The following is a 20,859-nucleotide window of genomic DNA, read 5'->3' on the forward strand; positions in this document are numbered from 1 at the left end:
TTAGCTAATTATCGAGCAATATTTATCAATGTCCTGAAGCATCGATTCAGGTGTATGTCGGAATTCGGCGGCGACTCGATAAGAATCATTACTGAAATTCGTCACCCTAATAATTTCACCATAGGCAGTAATTGGATGGGGGTACCCAGGGAGAATGAAGCTGAATTCCAGAAATAAGGGAAAGAAAAGCCGGTTTGTCGTAACGAAAGAAAGACCACTGGCACTAATATCAAGCAGTTGTCCGGAAAAGGCGACTCCCTTGCTTGCGGATATGCCGCGAATGCCAACAATACGCAAGGTGATCGGTGTTCGAAGCGAGAGCTTAGCTCGGCTGTATCTTCTATTCTGATGATAATGAATTTCTTCGGGAATGGATAGCGAAAGGTAACATATCGTCTTCTTTAATTCAAGTTGAATTAAATCGACATAGGCGTAATATAAAATTCCTTGGTCTTTAAAAGAAAACTCAATGAAAGAAATATGCTCTAATTTGTCGAATGGAAAAATTCCGGACAGCTCTAAACAAACGGTGAATGAAGCTTCACCTATTTTATCAATGTAGAAATTTTCTTCATAGCAAAAAGGCTGACCATCTTTACATTCTCCGACAATGATCAAATGACAATCCGTATTCGGTGCGATATATGCCAATTCCAGTGCCTTATTCCAATCCATAGCATCACCAAGTGGTTAGATTTGCATTCACGAACACATGCACATACCGTTAAGTTCTCTATTCATAATAATTTATAAAAGAAAATAAGAAAAGCCCCAAACGGGGCTTTATCTAGGAATTCACCTATTTACTGCCATGATAATGTACTGGTAACTAAGGAAAGTTCAAAGGAATGTGCGAAGTTAGATGAGATGGGGCGAACGCGAATAGAGAAGTGAGGTCCATGAATGAGATGCGATGGAATGGTCGCTTTATAGCTCTGCATCTGTTCAATCAATTCGCCTATAGGTTCCATTGGAATGATTTTTTGCTCCCATTTTTCGCCATATTCCTCGTAATAAATGACTTCTACTGCCGTATCTTGCGGCCAAATGGGGCCGAAGTGAACTTGCGTCGTAATTTCCTTCGTAGAAGGTTTTATCTCGTTTAACGGTACTTTCGATGATAATTTGGCAGAGCGGTCATCGATGCCAATGATTTTCACGTGATACCAGTTCGTACGGATGAATTGTTTGTAATCGGCAACTTTAGTTGCAACATCATAGTGATTAGAAACAAAGAGGCGGGCTCGCTGAGCTGTTGGCAGATAGGTGAGCTCTGTATAGTCTTGCACCATACGATGCGTGTTATAGACCGGGCTAAGCGATTGGATAGAACGCTTCATGCGGCTGATCCATTGATGCGGGAGTGCTCCTTGATTGTAATACAGTGGAATAATTTCTTTCTCTAAAATGTGATAGATAGCTTGTGTATTTTCTTTCTCTTGAGCAGCCCAGTCCGCTGCTCCTGTGGAACCGATAGACCAGCCGTTCGCGCCGTTGTAGCCTTCCTCCCACCAGCCATCGAGTACGCTAAAATTAAGTACCCCGTTCATGGCGGCCTTTTGTCCGCTAGTTCCACTAGCCTCAAGAGGTCTGCGAGGGTTATTTAACCAGACGTCTACGCCTTGAACGAGGTAACGGGCCATATTCATGTCATAGTTTTCGAGAATAACGATTTTCCCGACGAATTCTTTCATTTGCGAAACGCGATAAATTTCACGGATAAGCTCTTGACCTGGGTAATCTGCAGGGTGAGCCTTACCAGCAAAAATAAATTGCACGGGTCTCTCGGGATCATTGATGATCTTCTTAAGCCGGTACAAATCATTGAAAATGAGATTAGCTCGCTTATAGGTCGCGAACCTTCTGGCGAATCCAATGGTTAAAGCCTTCGGATTCAAATACTGTCTGACTTCCTCGATCCGCTCTTCTGAGTCTCCGTTGCGCTTTCGCTGCTCGAATAAATTTCGCCTCGCGTAACGAACCAAATCTTCTTTCAGTTGTTGATGCACTTTCCAGATGGATTCGTCTGGAATGGCCTCGATTTGCGCCCACTGATGCTTATTGGCTTGTTCTTCCCGCCATGAACCAGGCAGGAAACGATCAAGCAGTTCCTTCCATTGCGGCGCTGTCCAAGTATCCAGGTGTACACCATTCGTTATGGAGCTAATGGGAACTTCGCTCGCATCGATATGACCGTGAAATTCTTTGAACATTTCTCTGGATACTTGACCGTGCAGTTTACTGACCCCATTGCGCAGTCCGGCCGTATTCATGGCCAAATGGGTCATATTGAATTGCCCCGTATGGTGATCGAGCCCAAGTGCTACAATGTCCTGTTTGTGCCGCGACAGCTCACACAGGAGAGGCCCGAGATAGTGTTCCACCATCTCGATGGAGAATGTGTCATGCCCCGCAGGTACAGGCGTATGGGTCGTAAATACAGTGGCTGAGCGAACGGTTTCAACCGCCACATGAAAGGGAAGACCTAGATGCAGAAGCTCCTTCAGTCGCTCCAGCGTTAGGAAAGCCGCATGCCCTTCGTTGATATGGTACACGTTAGGGTAAATATTAAGCTGCCGAAGCGCCTTAACGCCTCCAATGCCAAGAACCATTTCCTGAGCAATCCGGGTATCTTGATTGCCTCCATACAGCTGAGCGGTCAGCTCTTTGTCCGCTGGATTGTTGGCTTCATGATCGGCATCCAGCAAATAGATCGCATTACGGCCGACACGCACACGCCAAACCTGTAAGGTGATAGCGCGACCAGGCATATCAATGGTAACGGCGAGCTGCTGGCCATTTTGCAGCATAGGTTCGATCGGCAGCTTGGTGAAATCATACGGGTATAATTCACTTTGCTGACCACCGGAGGCATCGATTTTCTGCGTGAAATAACCTTTTTTATAAAGAAGGCCAACGCCGATCAATGGAATACCCAAATCACTTGCAGATTTCGTATGGTCACCAGCTAATATTCCCAGTCCTCCTGAATAAATCGGCAATGATTCATGAAAGCCGAACTCCGCGGAGAAGTAAGCAATTTTTACATAACCTTGATCTGGATGCTTCTCTTGAAACCAAGTGGTGCCATTCATATAAGCATCGAATTTGGCTATTACTTGTTGATAATTTGCTATAAAATCTTGGTTTCCGCTGAGGACTTCGATCTGTGAATTGTCCAACAGGTGAAGTAAAAGAACAGGATTATGGCCGCATTGATCCCATTTTACAGGATCCATTTGTGCAAAAAGCTGCAAGGCGTCATGGTTCCAACTGAACCATAAGTTGAATGATAGCTCATTCAAACGCTCAATCGCAGGAGGCAAATGTTTCGCTACTTGGGGGAAGGCTATTTGCATATCTGGATGTTCTCTCCCTTTATAATCATGATCGTGATTATCCATATTATCTTGTTCCACCAACCTTTTCATACACCAGTTTAAGTAAGGAATATGCAGCAAAGAGTCCGGCAATGACAGAAAAAGCACCAAGGAAGACCGTTCCGCTGATTGGCAGCATTAACCTTAGATAGCTGAGAACAGGAGAAGCCGAATCATATTGAGGTAAGAAAACGGTTTTGGATTCTCGAAAAATTTGCATAGGCTCCCAAAAAATGAGAACAATAGCAGCGGAGAGCAAGGCATGGATGAAGCGAGCGGTAACAAATGGCAAGTAACGCAGATTCGTATGACTTAATAAGCTAACAATTTGAGCATGAACGGACATGCCGCCCCATGATAAAATAAAAGCGCCGATAGCTACTTTGCTGGAGAGAGCCAGCGCTCCGGGAGCATTCCCGGCAGCCTTCGCCCCGAGTGTTACCTCAAACAAACCATTCATAACAGCTTGTGATAACTCATGGGGGAGACCTGTTATTTGCAGGATGGAGGATATAAGCAGGTAAATAGCATTCATGACCTTAGCTGCTGTTAAGACTTCTAAAACAACAGAGAAGAAAACTACTAATCCACCTACTACGAAAATCAAGCTAACCGACTGTAGGATGGATTGACTCAGTAATGTGCCTATGGATCTGCCGTCGTTGGTTCGAGCGTTGTGCATCGCTTCAAAAGCACGCTTCCAGACCCAGCCCTTTCCCTTGGTCTCCTGCCCTGTAGGCAGGCTCTTCCTGCCATGAAATCGCATCATTAAACCTATAAGCACGGAGCCTCCATAATGAGCAATAGCCAAGATCATAGCCAAAGAAGCATCATGGAAGAAGCCTATCGAAACGGCTCCGATTAAGAAAATCGGATCGGAGCTTGTTGTGAACGCTACGAGTCGTTCACCTTCCTCCCGGTTGACAAGCTTCTGCTCCCACAGCTGGGAGGTAAGCTTAGCTCCTACCGGATAACCGGCTGCGAAGCCCATTGCCATTACGAAGCCACCGATGCCAGGGATACGGAAGACGGGACGCATCATCGGATCGAGCAGCGTACCGAAGAAATGAACGATACCGAAGCCAAGCATAATTTCGGATAGGACGAAGAAAGGGAAAAGTGCGGGAAAGAGCACATCCCACCAAATGGAAACGCCGCGCAAGGCTGCTTGAAGACCGTCATGAGGGAACGCAAATAAGCATAGAATAATAGCAACAACAACAAAAGCCATGAGTAACGCAGCCGTGAAATTTCGTTTCTGCATGGATTGGATACCTCCTCCTATTCAACTATATGAACAGGATGGGACATACATGCCGTCCCAAAATACTTAGACTTTGGTACTGTTCACAGCCTGGTTTTATGGTAAAATAGAACTAGTAAGGTCTTATATCCTAGGCAGCGGGAGTGATTCAAATGACAGGTGTCATTGCTGGTTTGGTTGTATGTATGTTCGTATTTGTCATTCGAGAAACGCTCATGCATGCAGGGGATGAGGATTTAGAAAACTATTAAAGTAATACGAATAGCGAGGTTTACCCTAATGTCAGAAAGTGATCGCAGCACGTTGTACGAATTGATGGGGGGAGCGGAGACGGTACGCCGACTCGTGGAGGCCTTTTATCCAAAAGTTCAGCAAAATCCACTACTATCGCCTCTGTTCCCTTCTGATATTGGACCCGTTATAGATAAACAGTTCATGTTTTTAAGTCAGTTTTTCGGTGGTCCAACCTTGTATTCAGATATGCATGGACATCCGATGATGAGAGCTAGACATATGGCCTTTCCAATTACAGTAGAACGTGCAGATGCATGGTTAGGCTGTATGTCGGAAGCCATGGTGGAAGTAGGATTACCGACTGATTTGCGAGATTTCTTACTTGAGCGGTTGAAAGGCTCTGCCTATCATTTTATAAACACAACTGAAGAAGGATAGTTCTTCTTTCCTACATACAACGTTAGTGAAGGCGGGGTTTCAATGATGGTCGAACCTTTATATGAAATTTCAGTGAAGTGCACGTATTGCGAGAATACCTACAAAACCATGAAGGTTCGCCCAAGCTTCAAAAAGGCTAGCAAAACAGACACGGATTTCTGTGTTCATTATAAAGAGATCAACCCCGACTTCTATGTTGTGAGGGCTTGCCCGTTTTGCGGGTATGCGCATACGGAGAACTTTTCGGATAAATGGAAACCAGCACAGAGGAAAGTCTTCTACGAGAGAGTGGCTCAAAACTGGTCCATGCGCAATTATTGCGGGGAAAGAACTTGGGAAGATACGCTTCTGATTTACAAACTGGCCCTTTTCAGTGCGCAGATTAAAGATGAGAAATCCCGCGTTGTAGCAGGTCTTCTACATCATTTGGCGTGGTTGTATCGTTCCAAAGGGGATTGGGAGCAAGAGGAGCGCTTCCTAACATTTGCATTGGAAGCCTATGTCAGTGTGTATGAAACAGAAGGCATGGATCTCAATAATGCTCGACTCATGTACTTAATAGGAGAGCTGAATCGCAGATTAAGCCGCTTCAATGAGGCGGTCAAATGGTTTTCACGTATTATTAATGACCGCAAGATTATGGATGCTGGCATGATTAGAGCAAGTCGTGAACAATGGATAGCAACCCGTGAAGATATGCTTGCCATTCGTATGGAGCTCCCAGACGAAATGAAACAAGCAACATAATGAATATTGCCGTATAAATCAAATGAACGCTTATCTATTCTAGGAGTTGACTTCAACCCCTTGAATGGTTAAGCGTTCATTTTTTGATTGAAAGCTACGATTCATTTGCGTATTGCGGTGTCCGCCAATAAATAATCGCGATCTGTGTCGACGAGCGTCAGCTTATTATGGCAGCAAGGAAACACAAGCAGCTTTTTTTTACCTTCGTGAATAGATGCCAGTTCGTGGATTTTGAGTGGCAGCAGCACATTGGGGCTATGGCAAAAGGGACACTCAGCCACATAAATGTCCTTCATAATAATGTCATAAGGCCAAGTGTTAGCGAAAGGGATCAAAGCTTACTTCGATTCTGGATCGCTATTTTCCGTTGAGGAAGCTTTAGCGAGCTCCGCTAATTTTTGCAGTAAAATATGTTGTGGCATATGCATGAGATGTTCTAAAGGCACCTTAAGTTGTTCAGCTAGCTTAACAGCCGTTTCTGGAGAAATTTGTAACGGTTTCATAATTGAAATCACCCATCCTGTTCCGAATATATGGTGTGGGAACTACCTATCATTGAATCATACTTTTTACCTATAAGCAATGAGCAAGATGAGTATGATTGGCGATCAGGTGGCGTTTATGATTTAATAAAAGATGGAAAGGAAAGGTGATAGCTTTGCTTAATTTACCTCTTAATCAAACATGGAATTTAGAAACCTTTTTTCCTGGGGGAAGCGAGTCTCCTTCATTCGCAGCTCATCTGAAGGAGCTTCAAGCATCGATTGCTGCTTTTCAAGAACAAGTACGAAATACCCCTTCACCTGGGCAGGTAGAAGATACAGATTCGTTAGTGAGACTGATTGAATTGTTTCAGCATAATTTGAAGCATATCCATGAGGCGGATTCTTTCGTAGGCTGCTTGTTAGCGGATAATCAGAAGGATAAGAAGGCACCTGTACTTAGCGGACAGGTCAAAAGCTTGTTTGCAGAGCATTTGTCATCGCTCACTCATTTTGATCAAGTTCTGACGGGGATCCCAGATGATGTTTGGTCAGCTCTGCTGCAGAAAGAGCCGTTCAAAGACATAGCTTTTCCGCTCGATGAGCGACGTGCCTTGGCCCAAGAGAAGCTGCCGCCAGAGCAGGAAGCCTTAATTAATGATTTGGCCGTAGATGGCTATCATGGGTGGGGAGATCTGTATAATACGACCGTTGGTCAATTCCGCATGCCTATAGAGGTTGACGGTGAAATGGTGGAGCTATCCGCCGGTCAAGCATTTAATAAACTGCATACAGAGAATCGTGAAGAACGACTGGAACTGTTTGATAAATGGGAACAAGCATGGACAGATAAAGAGGAATATTGTGCCGAAGCTTTAAATCATTTGGCAGGTTTCCGTCTTCAGGTTTATAAATACAGAGGTTGGAAAAACATACATAAAGAGCCGCTAGCTATTAATCGCATGGAAGAGAAAACGCTGAATGTCATGTGGGAAGTGATCGACCGCAACAAAGACATTTTCGTTGACTATTTGAACCGTAAAGCGAAACTGCTTGGTGTTGATAAGTTGGCTTGGGTTGACGTTGATGCGCCACTGGGCGATTCCTCAAAGAAAATTTCTTATGACGAAGGCGCTACTCTGATTGTCGATCAATTTAAAAGGTTCAGTCCGAAGCTGGCAGCCTTTTCGCAAGAAGCCTTTGAGAAGCGCTGGATCGAAGCTGAGGATCGAGCAGGGAAGCGACCTGGAGGCTTCTGTACCTCTTTCCCGATTGCGGGTGAGACGCGTATCTTCATGACCTACGGCGGAACGCTCAACAATGTTTCTACATTAGCGCATGAGCTGGGCCACGGTTACCATCAGCATGTCATGACGGATATGCCTGCATTAGCGCAGGAGTACGCGATGAATGTCGCTGAGACAGCCTCTACCTTCGCTGAAATGATTGTAGCGGACGCTGTTGTGAAGAGTGCCTCAACAGATGAAGAGCGCATCATTTTACTCGAAGATAAGATCCAGCGCGCTATCGCTTTCTTCATGAACATCCATGCCAGATTCATCTTCGAAACGAACTTTTACGAAGCGCGAAGTCAAGGTTTAGTTAGTGTTGAACGCTTGAACGAGCTCATGGCGGATGCGCAGAAGCTTGCTTACAAAGATGCTTTGAGCAGCTATCACCCGCATTTCTGGGCGGCTAAGCTGCATTTCTATGCGACGGATGTACCTTTCTATAATTTCCCTTACACGTTCGGTTACCTGTTTAGTGCAGGTATTTACGCGAGAGCGGTGCAGGAAGGCGCAGCATTCGAAGACAAGTACATCTCTCTGCTCAGAGACACTGGCAGCATGAACGTGGAGGAGCTTGCTCAGAAGCATCTCGGCGTTGATCTGACAGAGCCGGATTTCTGGCAAAGCGCTGTCGATATGGCAGCTCAAGATGTGAAGCAGTTCATGGAACTGACAGAAGCTAAAGTTCAAATGTAAGTTAAAAAAAGGCTTTCCCACGGTCGAAGTGGGAAAGCCTTAAAGCTTATATTTTGAAAATCTGAATCGTCTGTTGTAATTGTGTGACAACACGCGTCATCTCTTCGGCTTGGGTGACGATCCCTTGTACCGTAGCAATCTGCTCATTCATAGAAGCGGAAACTTCTTGCGTACCAGCCGCTGATTCCTCCGTAATCGCCGATATGTTCTCCATCGCCGCAGCAATTTGTTCGGAGCTTGTCAGCATTTGCTCGCTTTCTTCCGCGAAGCGGGTAATCTCTTCCGAAATAAAGCCTACGCTTCCGACAATCTCAGCGAAGACAATTTCGGTTTGCTCGATTAACACGGTTTGTTTCTTTACGACATCTTCGTTCACTTGAATACTGCGAATGGCTTCTTGAATGCCTTGCTCGATGCTTTTCACGAAACCGAATACTTCACGTGTAAGAGAGGTTGACTCTTCAGCTAACTTGCGCACTTCCTGCGCGACGACTGCAAAGCCCCGACCATGTTCGCCAGCTCTAGCAGCTTCGATGGAAGCGTTGAGGGACAAGAGGTTCGTTTGCTCAGCAATCTCGGATATGGAATGAGTAACGCTGCTGATGCCTTCTGCTTGACGAGCCAGCATGTCGATGGTATCAGAAACCTGCTGAGTAACTTCTACATTTCGTTTCATACCGATGCCTTGGCTCTCAACGGACGTGCGTCCTTTTTCAACAAGGGTCATCATCTGATCCGAACGCTCTTTCATTTCTTTCGCAGATCCGGCATAATTGACGATTCTCACTTCAATATCTTTGGAGGTGATTGATACACCTGAGACTTCTTCTGAAATTTGCCCGGCACCCGAGGCCAGCTCATGGGCCGAAATGCTCACTTGTTCTAGGACAGTACGGAAACTTTCATTTTTAACATAAATATCGCGGCTTGTTTGAAAAACCTGTTTCGAGATGTTTCCTGTGTCGCGAAGAATATCGCGGAGTTTATCAATCATTTTGTTAAAAGATTGGCCAAGCTGTCCAAGGGTATCATCAGAGGTAACGGTTACTTTTTGAGAGAAGTCCCCTTTGGAAATGTTGAGCGCTATTCGGGATAAATCAGCAATGGGTTCCGTTAACTGATTCTCGAACCATCGAATGAACGGATAGCTGCCTCCAAGGATAATGGCTAGGAAGATAATACCAAGTAAGCGATTCCAACCCGAGGCGAAAGTAACAATTAACATAAAGATTGAGTTCAAACCAATAAGTGCATAACAACCAAGTTGTAGTTTCTTTCTGAACGATAAGGATGATACTTTATCCAATCCGACCGACTCCTCTGCGAAATTTGTTTTATTGTGTTGGAATCCATGATGTATGCTTGCAAATTATAACATTCAATCTGGAAATATTCTACATCATTTCGACAAATATCGTTCGTTTCTTACAACTGAAATGGGGTTAATATAAACATTCCATAAAAAATAGTAAGAATTGTGTGAATAATGTAAATAAACTGTTGAATTATGTATATGGTGTGAGTATAATAGGTCTACAGTCGCATAAATTACATAATAAGTAAAAAAATAAAACTTAAGGAGGGAAATAATGAATTTGGATCAAATACCACTCGCTAGACAAATCGATTTGGTGTTTAGAAAGATCAAAGAAGAATTATCCCATGTGAATTCAGGTACTGTGTTTGTTCACATTCGTAACAACGAAATTGGTAAATTCGGTATTAAGCACCTTCCGTTTGAAAGTAAGGACGGCGTATTGCCTGCAACCACGACCAAAGGTTTGACGGAGCAGCAATATCAATCCTTTCGGCAGATGGCTATTGAATCTTTGAAACGGAAGAAAAGCTGGACGCATGGTGAAATATTGTTCGATTTCACCATTAGGCAAAACATGGTGTCTGCAAGTATTATGTTCGAGAGTAATTACAATATGGCGAGTTTTGCAAGAACGATTTAGCGCTCATCCCTTTTATAACAAACAACCCCGGTCACGTAGATGAACGGGGTTGTCATTATTTATGGGGAAGAACACGGCCTTTTCCATAAGGGATACACATGGGTGTACGGAAGATAGGATCAGGCGCAACGTTGCATTTCATATCGAACACATCTAGAAGCAGCTGCTCGTTCACAATGTCTTCCGGCTTGCCTTCCGCATAAACCGAACTATCCTTAATGGCAACGATGTGATGGGCATAACGGCAGGCCAAATTGATGTCATGCAGCACCATCACGATCGTGCGTTGTTCGTTCTCATTCAGCTCGAAGAGTAAGTCCAGAACTTCAATCTGATGGGTTAAGTCCAGATAGGTCGTAGGCTCATCCAAAAGCAGTGTAGGTGTGTCCTGCGCCAGTGTCATGGCGATCCATGCTCTTTGGCGCTGCCCGCCAGATAAGGAATCCACACTGCGGTCTGCGTATGTGAGCATATTTGTAAGCTCGAGGGCCTGCATCACTTTGCTCTCATCTTCCGATGACCACTGCTGCAGCCAACTTTGATAAGGGTAGCGTCCTTGCTTCACGAGCTGTCGTACGGTAAGCCCTTCGGGCACGGAAGGTCCTTGTGGGAGGATGGCCATTTTCCGTGCTACCTCTTTGGTTGAGAGCTTGGCGATTTCCGTGCTATCCAGTAGGATTGCGCCCGATTTCGGTTTCAGCAGTCTAGCAAGGGAGCGCAGAAGTGTTGATTTCCCACAACCATTGCTGCCAATAAATACGGTGATTTTGCCTTTAGGTATTTGTAAATTCAAGCTGTGGAAGATGGTCGTCTCTCCATATGTTAATTGAAGGGATTGTGCTTCCAGTGCTTTTTCCAGAGTGGGCATAGGTCTGTTCTCCTTTAAGTAAAACCGCTGTTGTTAACCGCGATTTCTACTGCGATATAGCACATAGATGAAGATAGGGGCTCCGATAGCTGCTGTGAAAACACCTGCTGGAATATCGAGCGGTTTGAATAAGAAGCGTCCTGCTAGATCAGCTAACAGCAAAAGCAGGGAACCAGTCAAAGCGGACACAGGGATAAGCGCGCCGAAGCTTGGACCTACGAATTTACGGGAAATGTGCGGAGCCATGAGACCAATGAAATTGATCGCACCTCCGAAAGCAACAGCAGCTCCAGATAGCGCAACGCTAAGGATGATCAATAAGAAGCGTTGACGCCCAACGTTGCTCCCAACACTACGGGCTATATCTTCACCCAACGACTGAATCGTAATGTGCCGTGCATACAAGAAAATGATAGGAATTAACAGCGAGACCCATGGTAAGAGCGGGTAAACCGCTTTTTTCCAGGAAACTCCGTAAATACTGCCTGTCATAAAGGTCAGAGATTGATTGGCCAGAATAATCGGTCCGGAAAGCAGCATGAGATAGGAGAGAGCACTCATCGCAGCTGTAAGTCCCGTCCCAATCAGGACAAGCCGCAGAGGTGTGATCCCATTTTTCCATGAGAGTGAATAGACCAGTAATGTTGCGGCGAAAGCGCCAATAATAGCGGCAACTGGCAGCCAGTGAATACTGATTTTATCTGAGAAAAAAAAGAAAAAAGAAACAGCTCCAAGCGTAGCCCCGCCTGTTGTGCCAATCGTATCCGGTGAGGTTAATGGATTTCGTACAATGCCTTGCAGGATAGCTCCTGCTACACCAAGCGATGCACCAATCAAGACAGCAACAATGACTCTGGGTAGACGCAAAGTCCTGACGATCATCGTGTTTGGATCAGTCCCGAAACCAAAAACAGCGCGAATAACTTCAGCAGGTTTGATATAGATACTTCCTATTCCTGTACTCAGAGTCATCACGATGATGACGGCAAGGAGCAGAAAAAGTGAAACAATCAGAGATTTCTTACTGATCAGATATGAGAAGCCTTTGTTTCGAAAGGTCAAATAACGATGGGAATGACTCATTTCAGAAGCCCCCCTTTGCGAGCGATGTAGATGAAGAAGGGTACTCCGAGAATGGCTGTCGCTACACCGACATGAACTTCCTTAGGCATAACAATGAAACGAGCTATGATGTCAGCTCCAACTAAAAGAATGCCGCCTAGAACCGCGCAATACGGAATGACCCAGCGATAATCGATTCCAACAAGAAAGCGAACGATATGCGGAATGATGATGCCTACGAAAACAATCGGTCCCGCAACAGCAACAGAGCCTCCGGCAAGAATGACAATCACAACTGTGGCAATGAATTTCACATATACAGTCCGTTGTCCAAGCCCTTTGGCTACATCATCCCCCATAGATAATATGTTGACGTGCGGCGATAAGAAGATAGCACCAATCCAAGCGATTAGTATATAAGGGTAAACAGATTGGAACATGGCCATGGTCCGTCCTTCGACAGAACCGACAAGCCAGTATAAGACCTGGTCAAAGGCTTTACCGTTTCCAAGCAAAATGCCTTGTGTTAGTGAAGCGAAAAATGCCGTCATTGCTGAGCCTGCTAGTGTAATTTTCATTGGCGTTAAGCCGTCGCGGCCTAAGGAACCGAGTCCATAAACAAGGGCAGAGCTGAATGCAGCACCAAGAAATGCAATCCAAGTAAACTGTGTAAGGCTGGAAACATTAAAAAATCCAACGGATAACACGATGGCAAAGGCAGCGCCTGAATTAATGCCGAACATACTTGGAGAAGCCAGTGGATTCCGTGTAATAGCTTGCATAAGTGCGCCTGCAATAGCCAAGCTTCCTCCTACAAGAGCGGCTATTAAGGCTCTTGGGATGCGTACAGTTTGGATGATGATAGCCTCGTTTGTTGGATTGGCGGCTTGCGCAAAGGAGGAGGTAATTTGAGCCCATGAATACGTATGTAGTCCGAACATAACGCTGCTGATCATCATTGCAGCCAGCATGCAGCAAGCTGCGAGTAATCCAAAACTTTTATAGAAATGGTGGAGACGTTCTTTGCTTGAATAGCTTGAATTGTTCATGAATGAGTGCCTGCTTCCTTAAGTGCTGCTTCATTTATTTTAATGAGTCTGATTAGCGAAGTCAACGAATATGATAATCATTATCAACTTAGATTGACATCCAGGAGATATATTTAGTAGTATGTGATAGGTAATGATAATCGTTATCATCAATTGACTGCTTGGAGGGAACTCATTTATATGTTTGGAAAAAGAAATCGTCAACAAGGAAGAGCCTGGGCTCTTATTGCAATTATGTTTGTTTTATCTGTTGTTTTGACAGCTTGTGGAGAGAAGCCAAGTTCACAGCCTTCGGCATCTGCAGCACCTCAAGTATCAACGAAGGCGGATAGCCCTCGAACTATTAAACATGCTATGGGAGAAACGGCCGTACCGGCGAACCCGAAGCGTGTTGTCATTTTGACCAATGAAGGAACGGAAGCGCTTCTTGCGTTAGGCATCAAACCGGTTGGTGCGGTTGAGTCTTATTATGGAACATGGTTTGATCATATTAAAGCTGATATGCAGGGTGTGACGACAGTCGGCGGTGAATCACAGCCGAATTTGGAGTTGATCGCATCGCTTAAACCCGATTTAATCATTGGCAATAAGATGCGTCATGAGAAAGTCTACGATCAATTAAAAGCCATTGCTCCAACGGTCTACTCGGAGACACTGCGCGGTGAGTGGAAAAATAACTTCAGCTTATATGCCGATACGTTAAATAAAAAAGCCGAGGGTGATAAAGTCATCGCAGCTTTCGATAAACGCATTGAGGATTTCAAAAGCAAAGCCGGCGATAAGCTGAAAGAGAAAGTGGCTGTTGTCCGTTTTATGGGTGGCAAAACCAGATACTATTACGGCAATATGTTCTCGGGTGTTATTTTTAAACAAATCGGTATCGTTCGTTCAGATGCAAAGAGTGATGAGAAATCATTCGAGGACATTACCAAGGAGCGTCTAACGGAGCTTGATGCTGCGGATAAAGTGTTTTATTTTACCTATGAGACCGGTGATGGCAAGGGGACCAAGCAAGAGCAGGAATGGATGAATGACCCCCTCTGGAAAAATCTTAAAGTGGTTAAAGAAAATAAGTTAATCAAAGTGAACGATGCGACTTGGAATACAGCCGGCGGTGTCAAAGCGGCTAACATTATGCTGGATGATTTGTATAATTTATATCAAGTGAAGCCTTAAAATGAAGGGACTGCTTATTATGAGCAGTCCTTTATGTTTTTTTGGGGAGCTGTTTTTTGATGAAATGGAGAACTAGAAAGGCATGTAGCATATATGACATTTTTTGCAAGATTCGCGTGGATACCTCAGATTAGCATTTGATATAGAGCTGAGAGCGCCGAAGTGGCGCTTAAAGCTGTTATTTCGTATAAACGTTGAGTGCGAGGACAGGTAGATAATCAAGAATAGGTTCACTGGTGAGTGAACATTAATTGTTTGATCTGTTGTAAACCATGTGACGTGCTCTGTTATTGGAGGGTATAGTGAAAAGTTTGGTGCGAGGGCAGGTAAATAGAAAATAGGAATCTGTTCAAAATACTGATAAACAGCTGGTCAAATCCAACTCTGTGGAGTGATTTCGGACATATAAGCTGCTAAACTGCGGATCATAGGGAACGAGCAGCCGCTATTTCGGTGATTATGCCGATGCCGGACTAATACGCGGAACGTGGGAGCGTTATTTTGGTGTTTTTCCGGTTTTTACACCTCGAAAGCGGGAAATAGAGGCTCCTCGTTCCGCGAAAACGTGAAATACACGGTTTTGAGCAAAATAAGGCTTCTACGTTCCGCGAAAATCTGGTGATACCAGTTGCGGGTTATGCTGTTTATACTCATCCATTAGCATAAAAATAAAAGGCATCTTCAAGTAGATAACTACTTTAAAGAGGCCCTTTTTTAAACGTAAGTATAGGGGAAACTGTTATCTGCTGAATTTACCGGCTGCGCCGCCAGCAAGTTGCTGTTCAGCAATTTGCACGAGACGACGAGTGATGTTACCACCGATTGCTCCTGTATCACGAGAAGCCATGTAGCCGTAGTATCCGTCTTGAGGAATTTGGATGCCCAATTCTTGAGCAACTTCAAATTTCAATTGGTCTAGTGCTTGGTTAGCTTGTGGAACAACGAGTTGGTTGCTGCTACGAGATTGTCCTGATGCCATCTGATATCACCTCCAGTAATGGTAGTATAATCTTCTTTAGGAATTATACTCATCTTTCGAACTGGAAATTATCGCCAAAATAAAAAACCTTAAAAGCAGGAACTCACAGTCTTTGCTATAATGAGAAAACCGAATAAATGGGAGCGGAGGCAGGAGTTATGTTGGATATATCCATAAAGGGCTGGTCCCTAGATAAGGATTTACAAATTATTCAGGCAGATGTCCTCATGGCGGTGGACGATAGTATCATTATTGAAGAGCCACTGTGTGTAGATGTGGGGCTACCAGCGTTCCTGTACAGTGCCCTGCATGATACGGCACCGAATCGTTTTGCGCCAGCAGATCAATGGGAGCGAATGCCGTTCTTTGTATGCGGCTGCGGAGATCCGGAATGCAGAGGTTTTTCGTTCGTTGTCCGTCATTTGGCGGATGAACAAGTGGAACTCGCATCCGTTGAGGAGCGTTCTAATGGAACGTACCGCGAGCTTGAAACGCATGTGATTCCAAGCTTGGAGTACAGCAAGAAGGTTTTGGCGGTAGGGGAGACTTATCTTGCATTTATTAAAGATTTGGACTATCGGCCTTATTTCGGTGATACAGTAAAAGTTGTCGAAGATCTTGTACATCAAATACATCAACAATTACGGAGTGAATAAGATGGCAGCAGTGAAATATTATGTTGTTTGGGTGGGACATCAACCGGGAATCTACCGGACGTGGGCAGATTGTCAGGCGCAGACCAAAGGTTATCCGCAAGCTAGATTTAAATCGTATGAATCAGAGCTGGAAGCACGTCAGGCCCTAGAGAAGGGGTGGCAGAAGTCGCTGAATTTCTCTGGAAATGGGGGGACATCCGCGACTTCTAAGGGGAAGTCTGCTACCCCTGAGACAGCTCCAGAAGTCGACTATAACAGTATCTCTGTCGATGTTGGCTGTTCCGGGAATCCAGGAATTGTTGAATATAAGGGTGTCGACACGAAGACTGGCGAGATTATTTTCTATCAAGGTCCAATCTCCAAAGGAACGAATAATTTAGGTGAGTTTCTTGCTATCGTTCACGGGCTCGCTTATTTGCAGAAGCAAGGCAGTAACAAAACCATTTATACGGATTCGGTCACAGCTTTGAGCTGGATACGTAAAAAGGAGGTTTCCACGAATCTGGTTAGGGATGCTTCCACAGAAGAAATTTGGACATTAGTGGATCGGGCGTTGAAATGGCTCAAAACGAACACGTATACCAATAAAATTGTAAAGTGGGATACGCGGAAATGGGGAGAAATCAAGGCTGATTTTGGGCGGAAATGAGTGAATGTGCCTTATTTCGGATTTGATATTGTCAAAGGCGGAGTGTTAGTGCTGGCTTTGGCCATTACTTTCGTTCATTTGAATCGACGTAAAGCCTAAAGAGGTAAGTATTGGTATTACATTGACGCGTTATCACACTAAAGAAAGAAATTTTACGAGAAGTGTGGTATGATAGATTCATTATTTTCATATATGAAATGAAATCTAGGAGGAATATAGAATGGCACATCCGAAACAGCGCAGTGACATGATTAAAAAAGGATTCGACCGCGCTCCACACCGCAGCTTGCTGCGTGCAGCCGGCGTTAAAGAAGAAGATTTCGGCAAGCCGTTTATTGCGGTTTGTAACTCTTATATAGACATTATTCCTGGACACGTTCACTTGCAAGAATTTGGTAAGCTCGTGAAGGAAGCGATTCGCGAAGCTGGCGGTGTTCCTTTCGAATTCAACACCATTGGTGTTGACGATGGTATTGCGATGGGGCATATTGGTATGCGTTATTCCTTGCCAAGCCGTGAGATTATTGCGGATTCCTTGGAAACGGTTGTTAATGCACACTGGTTCGACGGAATGGTCTGTATTCCTAACTGTGATAAAATTACACCTGGAATGATCATGGGGGCCCTCCGCGTTAACATCCCAACGATGTTAGTAAGCGGCGGTCCGATGAAAGCCGGTAAAGATAAAAACGGTAAATCGATTTCCCTTTCCTCCGTATTCGAAGGCGTAGGTGCTTTCCAAGCTGGTAAATTAGATGAAGCTGGCTTAGAAGAGTTAGAGCAATACGGTTGTCCGACATGCGGATCTTGTTCCGGTATGTTTACAGCGAACTCCATGAACTGTTTGGCTGAAGGCCTTGGCCTGGCTATGCCGGGTAACGGGACAATTCTGGCTGTTGCGGAAGAGCGTAAGCAATTCGTGAAAGATTGTGCGAAACAACTGATGGTCCTGATTGAAAAAGACATCAAGCCTCGTGATATCGTTACGATCGAAGCGATCGATAACGCATTTGCTCTCGACATGGCAATGGGTGGTTCCACGAACACAGTTCTTCACACACTTGCTATTGCGCACGAAGCTGGTATACACTATCCGATTTACCGTATTAATGAAGTGGCAGAACGCGTACCTCACCTAGCTAAAATCGCTCCGGCTTCCGATTACCATATTGAAGATGTGCACTTGGCAGGCGGTGTGAGCGCGGTAATTAATGAGCTGCTCAAAAAACCGGGCGCTTTCAACGGTGACTGTCTTTCCGTAACAGCGCAGACGCTTCGCGAGAATGTAGCTGGCCGCGAAATCCAAAACACAGACGTGATCCGACCGCTTAGCAACCCGCATAGTGAAAGAGGCGGACTTGCTGTTCTGTTTGGTAACCTCGCTCCTGAAGGCAGTATCGTTAAAGTTGGCGCTGTTGATAAATCCGTTGGCGGACGTCACGTTGGTCCAGCTATTTGCTTCAACTCGCAAGATGAAGCTCTATACGGCATTGCCAATGGCCAAGTGAAAGAAGGCCACGTTGTGGTCATCCGATATGAAGGTCCGAAGGGTGGACCTGGTATGCCAGAAATGCTAGCTCCTACTTCCCAAATTGTAGGTATGGGTCTTGGCGCGAAGGTTGCGTTAATTACGGACGGACGTTTCTCCGGCGCATCCCGCGGAATTTCGATCGGTCATATCTCGCCGGAAGCGGCTGAGGGCGGACCTCTTGCTTTCGTACAAGATGGCGACATCATTGATGTGGACATGGACGGCCGCAAAATCGAACTGCAAATCAGCGATGAAGAATTCGCGAAACGCCACGAGAGTTGGACAGAGTTCCAACCGAAAATCCAAACCGGATATTTGGCGCGTTATACGAAAATGGTGACAAATGCTAGCGCAGGCGCCATTCTGAAATTTTAATTTATATGAAAAAGGAGTCTTGCCATAAGTGGCGAGACTCTTTTTTTGTTTGGGGAAAATTGCTGTTGTTTGCTCAATTTTTGTGTACGACCAATACGCAAAGTAGCAAGTGCAAAATGTGCAGCAAATTATGTTTTGCATCCCATTTTGAGTAGAAGAGATGCATTTCATACATCAAATTTTTATGATTTTGCTCAAAACGGCAAGTGTTGGAAGATTTAACTGCACTTTTTACATGATCTTACCTGAAATCGTCAATTTGACAGGAATTAGCTGCACTTTTTACATCAAACCATAATTTTCTCCAATCGATGGGTTCCAAAATCTCCTTTTAAGCTATAAAGAAATGCATGATTAGCAACGAACCCGCCAGTACCGTAACAGCGACGACGATAGAGAGAGTCAGCACGAAGCGGGCTTTAAAGATGGAGAGCATCATCAGTGTACTTTTGACGTCGATCATCGGGCCGAACACAAGGAAAGCCAGTAAGGATCCTGGAGAGAAGGAATTGGCGAAGGAGGCCGCCACGAAAGCATCTGTTGTGGAGCACAGGGAGAGCAGGTAGGCAAAGCCCATCATGAACACATGTGAAATGAAAGGTCCCTGACCGATCGCAGATAAGCTGTCTTGGGAGACGAATGTTTGGATAAGAGCGGTCAGGAAAGCGCCCAGCATTAAGTATTTGCTCATTTCGAACAGCTCCGTCGTACCGTGGCTGAACATAATCATCATGCGACCATCACCATGGGAGTGGTTGTGGCCGTGGTGATCATCGTGTTCATGTACATGATCATGGTTATGGTTATGGTTATGGATGTTGCTGTGGCCATGTTGATGATCATGGTCATGGATGTTGCTGTGGCCATGTTGATGATCACGGTCACGGCCGTGCTCGTCAGCATGAAGGTGTTCGGCACGATGTCCAGGGCCGGAACCCCCATTCTTGTGGTGGTTGTGATCGTGGTGGTGCGTGTTTGTCTCATTTTCGATAGGATGACGCAAAGGACTGCCTTTCAGGAAACGTGTCAGCAGCAGACCTACGATGAGGGCAACGCCAAATGTAAGTCCCATTCGCGAATAGGCCATCGATGGCTCGCCACGGAAAGCCATGAACGTCGAAGCGAAGACGATGGGATTCAGAATTGGACCGACTAGAATGAAGATAACGGCTATGTATACAGGCATTCCTTTCCGCATGAGCCGACGAACGAAAGGAATCATTCCGCATTCACAGAGCGGGAACATGATGCCAAGAACGCAGGCAAATAAGATGCCTCCTAGCGGGTGCCGCGGCGTCATGCGTCTGATGAACGCTTCAGGAATGAAGTTTTCAACAACTGTAGATAGAAGGACGCCCAGTAACATAAAAGGCAAAGCGTCGAGAAAGATACCCATGAAGGCTGAAAAGACGTGCTTGGTTTCATAAATCACCAAACCCATAGGAGGAAGCTCTCTCGTTGTCACGATTAAGATGAGGAGAAACGCACAAATCACGGTGGAGATCGGAAGGCTCCAGCGGTATAGAGTCGTTGGCAATTCGTTGACACCCCTTTGTCCGTTGATGCGTCCTCGAAGGACGCGGAGTTTTTTATCCATAGAAAGGCTAGTATGATCTATCCTATGTACATGCAGGTTCAGATAGGACAATGTCCTTGATTGACAATGGATTGTAAGGGTGTATAATTATATAAAATCAATTCGCGATGATAGGAACAAGTAAGTTTGTCATCTGTTTCTCAGAGAGCCGGTGGTTGGTGTGAACCGGTGAAACAAGCAAACCGAATGGATCCTTGAGCATGAGGCTGAACACAGTATGCAGGTTGCCGGAACCTAGGCCGGAGAACATCCTCATCTGTCCAAGTATGCCGAACGGCAGCTCCCCGTTATCAGAGCCTGAAGGTCTTATTGAACAATTGTTCACGGACAAATTAGGGTGGTACCACGGTCTCTCGTCCCTTGCGGGGAGAGGCCTTTTTGTTGTTTTTTTAGACGATAAGAAATTAAGAATTCTGGAGGGATTATCCA

At 45.1% G+C, this 20,859-nt stretch carries 19 protein-coding genes and 1 other annotated feature; of the genes, 8 read left to right on the plus strand and 11 right to left on the minus strand.

Features of this window, described 5'->3' with window-relative positions:
- The 3 genes from ASG93_RS05050 to ylbJ all read right to left on the minus strand — a co-directional run bounded on the left by ASG93_RS05050 (position 1) and on the right by ylbJ (position 4,644).
- Positions 1 to 675 carry a flagellar brake protein gene (locus tag ASG93_RS05050; RefSeq protein WP_056829501.1) on the minus strand — a complete coding sequence of 225 codons (675 nt, stop codon included), beginning with the start codon at positions 673 to 675 and terminating at the stop codon, positions 1 to 3.
- A gap of 128 nt (positions 676 to 803) precedes the next feature.
- Positions 804 to 3,404, minus strand: coding sequence for an alpha-glucan family phosphorylase (gene glgP / locus ASG93_RS05055; protein ID WP_235550744.1), 2,601 nt, complete (start codon positions 3,402 to 3,404; stop codon positions 804 to 806).
- A gap of 1 nt (position 3,405) precedes the next feature.
- A complete protein-coding gene (ylbJ, locus tag ASG93_RS05060) occupies positions 3,406 to 4,644 on the minus strand; it encodes a sporulation integral membrane protein YlbJ (RefSeq protein ID WP_056829504.1) in 1,239 nt (412 codons plus the stop codon).
- Between the two features lie 279 nt (positions 4,645 to 4,923).
- On the opposite strand from ylbJ, the gene ASG93_RS05065 reads away from it, so the two are divergent.
- Together ASG93_RS05065 and ASG93_RS05070 are read left to right on the plus strand one after the other, a co-directional pair.
- On the plus strand, positions 4,924 to 5,316 hold the full coding sequence (locus ASG93_RS05065; protein ID WP_056829506.1) for a globin: 393 nt from the start codon (positions 4,924 to 4,926) through the stop codon (positions 5,314 to 5,316).
- 42 nt (positions 5,317 to 5,358) lie between these two features.
- Positions 5,359 to 6,063, plus strand: coding sequence for a DUF2225 domain-containing protein (locus ASG93_RS05070; protein WP_200984451.1), 705 nt, complete (start codon positions 5,359 to 5,361; stop codon positions 6,061 to 6,063).
- Between the two features lie 101 nt (positions 6,064 to 6,164).
- Here the strand turns inward: ASG93_RS05070 and ASG93_RS36160 are convergent, their stop codons facing one another.
- Both ASG93_RS36160 and ASG93_RS33845 read right to left on the minus strand, forming a co-directional pair.
- Positions 6,165 to 6,398 (minus strand): hypothetical protein, encoded by a 234-nt coding sequence (locus ASG93_RS36160; protein WP_082614705.1) that lies wholly within the window; start codon positions 6,396 to 6,398, stop codon positions 6,165 to 6,167.
- Positions 6,399 to 6,401: 3 nt separating this feature from the next.
- Positions 6,402 to 6,566 (minus strand): YycC family protein, encoded by a 165-nt coding sequence (locus ASG93_RS33845; protein ID WP_082562639.1) that lies wholly within the window; start codon positions 6,564 to 6,566, stop codon positions 6,402 to 6,404.
- Positions 6,567 to 6,721: 155 nt separating this feature from the next.
- Here ASG93_RS33845 and ASG93_RS05075 point away from each other — a divergent pair, with 155 nt between their 5' ends.
- Positions 6,722 to 8,530, plus strand: a complete 1,809-nt coding sequence (locus ASG93_RS05075; RefSeq protein ID WP_056829946.1) for a M3 family oligoendopeptidase — start codon at positions 6,722 to 6,724, stop codon at positions 8,528 to 8,530.
- 46 nt (positions 8,531 to 8,576) lie between these two features.
- On the opposite strand, the gene ASG93_RS05080 is transcribed toward ASG93_RS05075, so the two are convergent.
- Complete coding sequence (locus tag ASG93_RS05080) at positions 8,577 to 9,836, minus strand: methyl-accepting chemotaxis protein (protein ID WP_056829508.1); 1,260 nt, start codon at positions 9,834 to 9,836, stop codon at positions 8,577 to 8,579.
- 283 nt (positions 9,837 to 10,119) lie between these two features.
- Here ASG93_RS05080 and ASG93_RS05085 point away from each other — a divergent pair, with 283 nt between their 5' ends.
- Positions 10,120 to 10,488, plus strand: coding sequence for a hypothetical protein (locus ASG93_RS05085; RefSeq protein WP_056829510.1), 369 nt, complete (start codon positions 10,120 to 10,122; stop codon positions 10,486 to 10,488).
- A gap of 55 nt (positions 10,489 to 10,543) precedes the next feature.
- Here the strand turns inward: ASG93_RS05085 and ASG93_RS05090 are convergent, their stop codons facing one another.
- Genes ASG93_RS05090 through ASG93_RS05100 form a run of 3 tightly spaced genes read right to left on the minus strand, consistent with a single transcriptional unit; the run spans position 10,544 to position 13,467 of the window.
- Positions 10,544 to 11,356 carry an ABC transporter ATP-binding protein gene (locus tag ASG93_RS05090; RefSeq protein WP_056829512.1) on the minus strand — a complete coding sequence of 271 codons (813 nt, stop codon included), beginning with the start codon at positions 11,354 to 11,356 and terminating at the stop codon, positions 10,544 to 10,546.
- A 33-nt stretch (positions 11,357 to 11,389) separates the two neighbouring features.
- Positions 11,390 to 12,439 (minus strand): FecCD family ABC transporter permease, encoded by a 1,050-nt coding sequence (locus ASG93_RS05095; RefSeq protein ID WP_056829514.1) that lies wholly within the window; start codon positions 12,437 to 12,439, stop codon positions 11,390 to 11,392.
- On the minus strand, positions 12,436 to 13,467 hold the full coding sequence (locus ASG93_RS05100; RefSeq protein ID WP_056829516.1) for a FecCD family ABC transporter permease: 1,032 nt from the start codon (positions 13,465 to 13,467) through the stop codon (positions 12,436 to 12,438). The genes ASG93_RS05095 and ASG93_RS05100 overlap by 4 nt, the downstream gene beginning before the upstream one ends.
- Positions 13,468 to 13,647: 180 nt before the next feature.
- Here ASG93_RS05100 and ASG93_RS05105 point away from each other — a divergent pair, with 180 nt between their 5' ends.
- Complete coding sequence (locus ASG93_RS05105; RefSeq protein ID WP_056829518.1) at positions 13,648 to 14,643, plus strand: ABC transporter substrate-binding protein; 996 nt, start codon at positions 13,648 to 13,650, stop codon at positions 14,641 to 14,643.
- 739 nt (positions 14,644 to 15,382) lie between these two features.
- Here ASG93_RS05105 and ASG93_RS05110 read toward each other — a convergent pair.
- The gene (locus ASG93_RS05110) at positions 15,383 to 15,622 is read right to left on the minus strand and encodes an alpha/beta-type small acid-soluble spore protein (protein ID WP_056829520.1); all 240 of its coding nucleotides are present in this window, start codon (positions 15,620 to 15,622) and stop codon (positions 15,383 to 15,385) included.
- Between the two features lie 158 nt (positions 15,623 to 15,780).
- Between ASG93_RS05110 and ASG93_RS05115 the strand changes: the two genes are divergently transcribed.
- The 3 genes from ASG93_RS05115 (at position 15,781) to ilvD (ending at position 18,833) form a co-directional block, all read left to right on the plus strand.
- Positions 15,781 to 16,278 (plus strand): hypothetical protein, encoded by a 498-nt coding sequence (locus ASG93_RS05115; protein ID WP_056829522.1) that lies wholly within the window; start codon positions 15,781 to 15,783, stop codon positions 16,276 to 16,278.
- A gap of 1 nt (position 16,279) precedes the next feature.
- The gene (gene rnhA, locus ASG93_RS05120) at positions 16,280 to 16,927 is read left to right on the plus strand and encodes a ribonuclease H (RefSeq protein WP_056829523.1); all 648 of its coding nucleotides are present in this window, start codon (positions 16,280 to 16,282) and stop codon (positions 16,925 to 16,927) included.
- Between the two features lie 220 nt (positions 16,928 to 17,147).
- Entirely contained in the window at positions 17,148 to 18,833 is a 1,686-nt protein-coding gene (gene ilvD, locus ASG93_RS05125) for a dihydroxy-acid dehydratase (RefSeq protein WP_056829525.1), read from the plus strand.
- Positions 18,834 to 19,164: 331 nt separating this feature from the next.
- Here the strand turns inward: ilvD and ASG93_RS05130 are convergent, their stop codons facing one another.
- Complete coding sequence (locus ASG93_RS05130; RefSeq protein ID WP_235550745.1) at positions 19,165 to 20,274, minus strand: permease; 1,110 nt, start codon at positions 20,272 to 20,274, stop codon at positions 19,165 to 19,167.
- Positions 20,275 to 20,528: 254 nt separating this feature from the next.
- Positions 20,529 to 20,794 (plus strand) — a binding site (T-box leader).
- Positions 20,795 to 20,859: the final 65 nt, after the last annotated feature.

The sequence above is a fragment of the Paenibacillus sp. Soil787 genome (assembly GCF_001429545.1).
Lineage (GTDB): Bacteria > Bacillota > Bacilli > Paenibacillales > NBRC-103111 > Paenibacillus_E.

Bases quoted from the DNA above. Each gene is read 5' to 3' on its own strand.
- ASG93_RS05050 (WP_056829501.1), bottom strand. From the start codon at position 675: ATGGATTGGAATAAGGCACTGGAATTGGCATATATCGCACCGAATACG.
- ASG93_RS05085 (WP_056829510.1), top strand. From the start codon at position 10,120: ATGAATTTGGATCAAATACCACTCGCTAGACAAATCGATTTGGTGTTT.
- ASG93_RS05130 (WP_235550745.1), bottom strand. From the start codon at position 20,274: ATGGGTTTGGTGATTTATGAAACCAAGCACGTCTTTTCAGCCTTCATG.
- ASG93_RS05065 (WP_056829506.1), top strand. From the start codon at position 4,924: ATGTCAGAAAGTGATCGCAGCACGTTGTACGAATTGATGGGGGGAGCG.
- ASG93_RS05115 (WP_056829522.1), top strand. From the start codon at position 15,781: ATGTTGGATATATCCATAAAGGGCTGGTCCCTAGATAAGGATTTACAA.
- ASG93_RS33845 (WP_082562639.1), bottom strand. From the start codon at position 6,566: ATGAAACCGTTACAAATTTCTCCAGAAACGGCTGTTAAGCTAGCTGAA.
- glgP (WP_235550744.1), bottom strand. From the start codon at position 3,404: ATGGATAATCACGATCATGATTATAAAGGGAGAGAACATCCAGATATG.
- ASG93_RS05095 (WP_056829514.1), bottom strand. From the start codon at position 12,439: ATGAGTCATTCCCATCGTTATTTGACCTTTCGAAACAAAGGCTTCTCA.
- ASG93_RS05070 (WP_200984451.1), top strand. From the start codon at position 5,359: ATGATGGTCGAACCTTTATATGAAATTTCAGTGAAGTGCACGTATTGC.
- ilvD (WP_056829525.1), top strand. From the start codon at position 17,148: ATGGCACATCCGAAACAGCGCAGTGACATGATTAAAAAAGGATTCGAC.
- rnhA (WP_056829523.1), top strand. From the start codon at position 16,280: ATGGCAGCAGTGAAATATTATGTTGTTTGGGTGGGACATCAACCGGGA.
- ASG93_RS05100 (WP_056829516.1), bottom strand. From the start codon at position 13,467: ATGAACAATTCAAGCTATTCAAGCAAAGAACGTCTCCACCATTTCTAT.
- ASG93_RS05090 (WP_056829512.1), bottom strand. From the start codon at position 11,356: ATGCCCACTCTGGAAAAAGCACTGGAAGCACAATCCCTTCAATTAACA.
- ASG93_RS05110 (WP_056829520.1), bottom strand. From the start codon at position 15,622: ATGGCATCAGGACAATCTCGTAGCAGCAACCAACTCGTTGTTCCACAA.
- ASG93_RS05105 (WP_056829518.1), top strand. From the start codon at position 13,648: ATGTTTGGAAAAAGAAATCGTCAACAAGGAAGAGCCTGGGCTCTTATT.
- ylbJ (WP_056829504.1), bottom strand. From the start codon at position 4,644: ATGCAGAAACGAAATTTCACGGCTGCGTTACTCATGGCTTTTGTTGTT.